The 4,418-nt window shown below is 37.2% G+C and carries 3 protein-coding genes; 2 read left to right on the forward strand and 1 reads right to left on the reverse strand.

What is annotated here, in order from left to right; genetic code table 11:
• Window positions 1–41: 41 nt before the first annotated feature.
• A protein-coding gene (locus tag AC2SLP_RS11925; RefSeq protein WP_486535053.1) for an IS3 family transposase occupies window positions 42–1,117 on the reverse strand; the annotation gives its coding sequence in 2 pieces (ribosomal slippage) (window positions 42–871 and window positions 871–1,117; 1,077 coding nt in all).
• Between the two features lie 359 nt (window positions 1,118–1,476).
• Between AC2SLP_RS11925 and AC2SLP_RS11930 the strand changes: the two genes are divergently transcribed.
• Both AC2SLP_RS11930 and AC2SLP_RS11935 read left to right on the forward strand, forming a co-directional pair.
• Window positions 1,477–3,099, forward strand: coding sequence for a hypothetical protein (locus AC2SLP_RS11930; protein WP_486536846.1), 1,623 nt, complete (start codon window positions 1,477–1,479; stop codon window positions 3,097–3,099).
• 73 nt (window positions 3,100–3,172) lie between these two features.
• Window positions 3,173–4,387 carry an IS256 family transposase gene (locus AC2SLP_RS11935; RefSeq protein ID WP_486535535.1) on the forward strand — a complete coding sequence of 405 codons (1,215 nt, stop codon included), beginning with the start codon at window positions 3,173–3,175 and terminating at the stop codon, window positions 4,385–4,387.
• Window positions 4,388–4,418: the final 31 nt, after the last annotated feature.

Below are 4,418 nucleotides of genomic sequence, written 5' to 3' on the forward strand. Positions count from 1 at the left end.
TGTAAATACCCCATCTTTAACACAACATCATCGTAGAATCGTTAAGCCACCTGTCTGTACTGGGCAGGTGTCATATCATCAAGTGAATCATGGGGTCTTTGGGTGTTATAAACCTCAATCCAATCTTCAGTCAGTTGATTGACCTCGTTTAAATTGTTGAAAAGGTAACAATCTAAAACCTCATTGCGATAACTGCGATTAAACCGTTCAATATAAGCATTCTGATAAGGACAACCAGGTTCGATATAGTCAATGTAAATACCGTGAGCCGATGCCCAATCAGTGAATACGTGTGAGGTAAACTCACTACCATTATCCACACGAATTTGCTTAGGGTAACCATGCCACTCGGCTAGCTGATCAAGGTAGCGAATCACTCGAAGTGAGGGGATGCTGGTACCAATATCAATGCCTAATACTTCACGGTTATAATCATCAATCACATTAAAGGTTCGAAAGCGAATATTGTTATGTAGCTTATTGCTCATAAAGTCCATAGACCAAGTATGCCCTAATGCACTTGGCACACTTAGCGGCTGAGGATTGCGTGCTGGCAGTCGCCTTTTAGTCTTACGGCGTAGGTTTAAGTTTAACGCTTTGTAAACACGATGTACGCGCTTGTGATTCCATGAATAGCCAAGTGCTCGCATACGCTTAAAGCACTTTGGAAAACCCCAGCGATTATGCTTGTCAGTAAGCTCATTTAAGACATCAATAATCTCACTGTCATCAGATAGTTTAGGCTTGTAGTAATAAGCAGTTCGACTCATGCAGACCACCTGACAGCTAACCACAATACTAACACCATACTGCGCCTGCAGTTCTTGTGCCCAGACTTTACGTTCATGGACAGGCGCTATAGCTTTTTTATGATTTCTTCCTGCATTTGTGATTTGAGGCTTAAATCAGCATACATCTGTTTAAGCCTACGGTTTTCTTCTTCTAGTTCTTTTAGTCGCTTGACGTCAGAGGCTTCCATACCTCCGTATTTAGACTTCCACTTGTAGTAGGTTGAACTAGCAATACCGTATTTACGGCACAGCTCTTTGGCAGGTATTCCAGCTTCTGCTTCTTTTAAGATTGATACTATTTGGGTTTCAGTCATTCGTTTGCTCATGTTAAAACTCCTTATGGGTATTTTATAAGAAATTCTACGTTTGAGCTGTGTTATTTTAGGGGATAGTTACAATCGTACTTCAATTATACGAATATGTATCGCGTGAATATATCTTTGAGAAAGAAATTGAACTTCTGCTTAAAGAGGATAGTGAGCTAGTAAAGAAAGTAGTAACTGAGAAAATGATAAAGGATATTCTATTCAAAAATTATCAAATACGCTCAACTGAAAACCAGTTGTATGATTGCAATTCACTATTCATAAAGCTGAAGACAGTCGAAAAAGTGATAGAGGAATAAGAGTCCTATTGCTAGGCACTCAGAGTTTAAACTATAAGATTACCTAACGAGTATAGCTGCATGTTCAATATAGAAGATGAAAGATTGTTAATTGATAACCTAATTAATAATGAAGATGATTCTCGAATCCAAACCATAGCCAAAATTAGTGATCAACATACCTTTAATGCTAAAGGGATTAATATTGATTATATCCTCTATTTAGAGCAAGTAGAAAATAAGTCATATAAGGTCCAAAAGTTCCCTATATTTAAATTTTTTGATGAAATATTTTTAACTGTGTCTAAGTATGCGTCTAATGGATCTACACAGGATTTTGAGGAAATTATTGGATTTATAATATCCTCAGAATTAATTACTGCCTCGCGTTCGCTAGTTGCTCAATCTAGGAGTGATTCCTTTAATTATTGTATTGCTCTGTCTGATAAATATATACCCATCATATATATTAATTTAGAACAGCGCTTAAATGATCTTTTAGAAAAAAAGATTTATCTTGAGAAAGTGTACCATGATAAACGTACTACAATTTTAAACTCGGAGCGTGAGAGCGATATAAGCAAGACTAAAAATCTTAAAGAAATAGAAGTAAAATTAACAAATAGCTTAAAAGAAATAAAAAGTGAGCTGTGTAAGTATATTGTATTGTGGATTCACTGTTACCGTTTTCTAGAGGCAAGAAAGCAGCTTTTGAATAGTAGAAATGTAATTGCATTTTCACATCGCTATAAAGGCTGGTCTAAACCTAGATTTAAAGTTAATAGCAACCTTTCTGTTGAGTTCAAAACTAATTTTGGTTATGGCTTATCAAGCTACTTTTATCTTTTACTAATATTTAAAGGGGTTCAAATTTTCCCTTTCATGGACTGGATTAACTATCAGTTTGCTCAAGTTTCAGAAATGGAAAATTATTCTAAAAGATATCATCAAATACTTGAACTAAAAGCTATAGGTAAGAATGGTACTTATACCAAACGTAAAATGGTTATCGAGCAAGAGTTTTGGGAAGACGCATTTAGAGATTTAGAGAGAGCTTGTAATATCTGTGAAAAAGATCCAAAAAAATTTATTGATACTTATGTATTAAGTGCTTTAGATTCCTTGGTTTCAGAGCTAGAAGATGTTGTAGATAGTAGTGACGAAAAGTTGAATCAAAAGCACCGAGATTTTGATAGTGGGTTTAGTATCAGGCACATACCCGAAGAGTATGTTAAAGGAATTGCACTTATTAGCGTTAAAGGTGCTTTAATTAGTGGGACTCTCAATTTTGTTCACCAAATTATTAAGCTAAGGGAGTTTATAGCTACAGAACACTATGTAAAGCAAATCGAAGGATTAAATTTAAGACTACTCCCATTGTTAGAAGGTTCTATTCCGAGTTTCCAGGAACATATATCTGAGCTAGAGAGTAAGTCTAATAGTCTTAAAGAGGAACTGATTGACATTTGGAATAACCAAGGGTTAAAAGAACTTAAGCAAAAGTCTAAGTTTAATAAGCTGGAAGCATTAGAAATTAATGAGCTTGAAAAGTTAGAAGAGCAGCACGCTAGTGTATCAAGTAAAAAAAATAGAATAGATCAGGAGGTTAAGCATTTAATGAATTTATTAAGGACGATTGAAAGATATATTCGGAGTATTGAAGACTACTTTAAAAATGCAAGAGCATTTAATGAAATTACATAAGTCGAGGTGTAAAATCGAGACTTTCCCAAACTTTGTGTAACTGCTTATAATCCATAGTAAAGGAGAATAAGCAATGACAAAACAAACAGAACTAAAAAAACTAGCCGAACAAATGGCCAAACACGTTGGCAGCTTTGAAGACATCAAAGCATTTCAAAAAGAGCTCATGCAGTCATTTATTGACACTGCATTAGAAGCCGAGATGGAAGAGCATCTAGGCTATCCTAAGCATGAAAAGGCGGATACCCCAAACAAGCGCAACGGTCACACCAAAAAGACAGTGCGCAGTGACACAGGTGAGATTGAAGTATCTACACCCAGAGACCGTGAAGGAAGCTTTGATCCTGTATTGGTTGCAAAGCATCAAACTCGTATCACTGGGCTCGATGATAAAATCATCATGTTTTACGCCAAAGGCCAGACAACCACTGAGATTGTTGAGAGTATCAAAGATATCTATGACGTTGATATCTCAACCAGTCTCGTATCAAGGGTTACTGACAACATCATAGATGACATCACAGCATGGCAGAATCGTCCACTAAGTAGCTTATATCCTATCGTATATTTAGACTGCATTGTCGTTAAAGTACGTCAAGACAAGCAAATCATTAATAAAGCCATCTATCTGGCCTTAGGCGTCAATCTTGAGGGCAAAAAGGAGCTACTGGGTATGTGGCTATCGGAGAATGAAGGCGCTAAGTTCTGGCTAGGTATTCTCACTGAACTACAAAACCGTGGGGTTCAAGATATTCTTATTGCCTGTGTGGATGGTTTAAAAGGCTTTAGCGAGGCAATTAATACGGTATATCCAAACACACAGGTTCAGCTATGTATTGTGCATATGGTACGTTACTCTATGAAGTTTGTACCATGGAAAGATAGAAAAAAAGTAGCGGCTGGTTTAAAGGCGGTTTATGGTGCTGATACGCTTGAGCTGGCAGAGGCTAGCCTTGAGCAGTTTAATGAGATCTGGGGCGATAAATACCCGCATGTGGTTACCTCTTGGCGCAATAATTGGGAGGGCTTAACCGTGTTCTTTGATTACCCGAAAGACATTAGAAAAGCCATTTATACGACCAATGCTATCGAGTCATTAAATAGCGTGATTCGTACCGCTGTGAATAAGCGTAAGATATTCCCATCTGATCAAGCGGCGTTAAAGGTTGTTTATCTAGCGACTCAGCAGGCGTCTAAAAAGTGGTCGATGCCCATCCGTAACTGGACGTCTGCTCTTAATCGATTTATGATTATGTTCGATGAGCGTGTTAGTAAGCATTTAATCTAAATTGCAGTTACACAGAATTCAGGATGGGCTC

The sequence above is a fragment of the Psychrobacter sp. CX21 genome, from assembly GCF_057396255.1.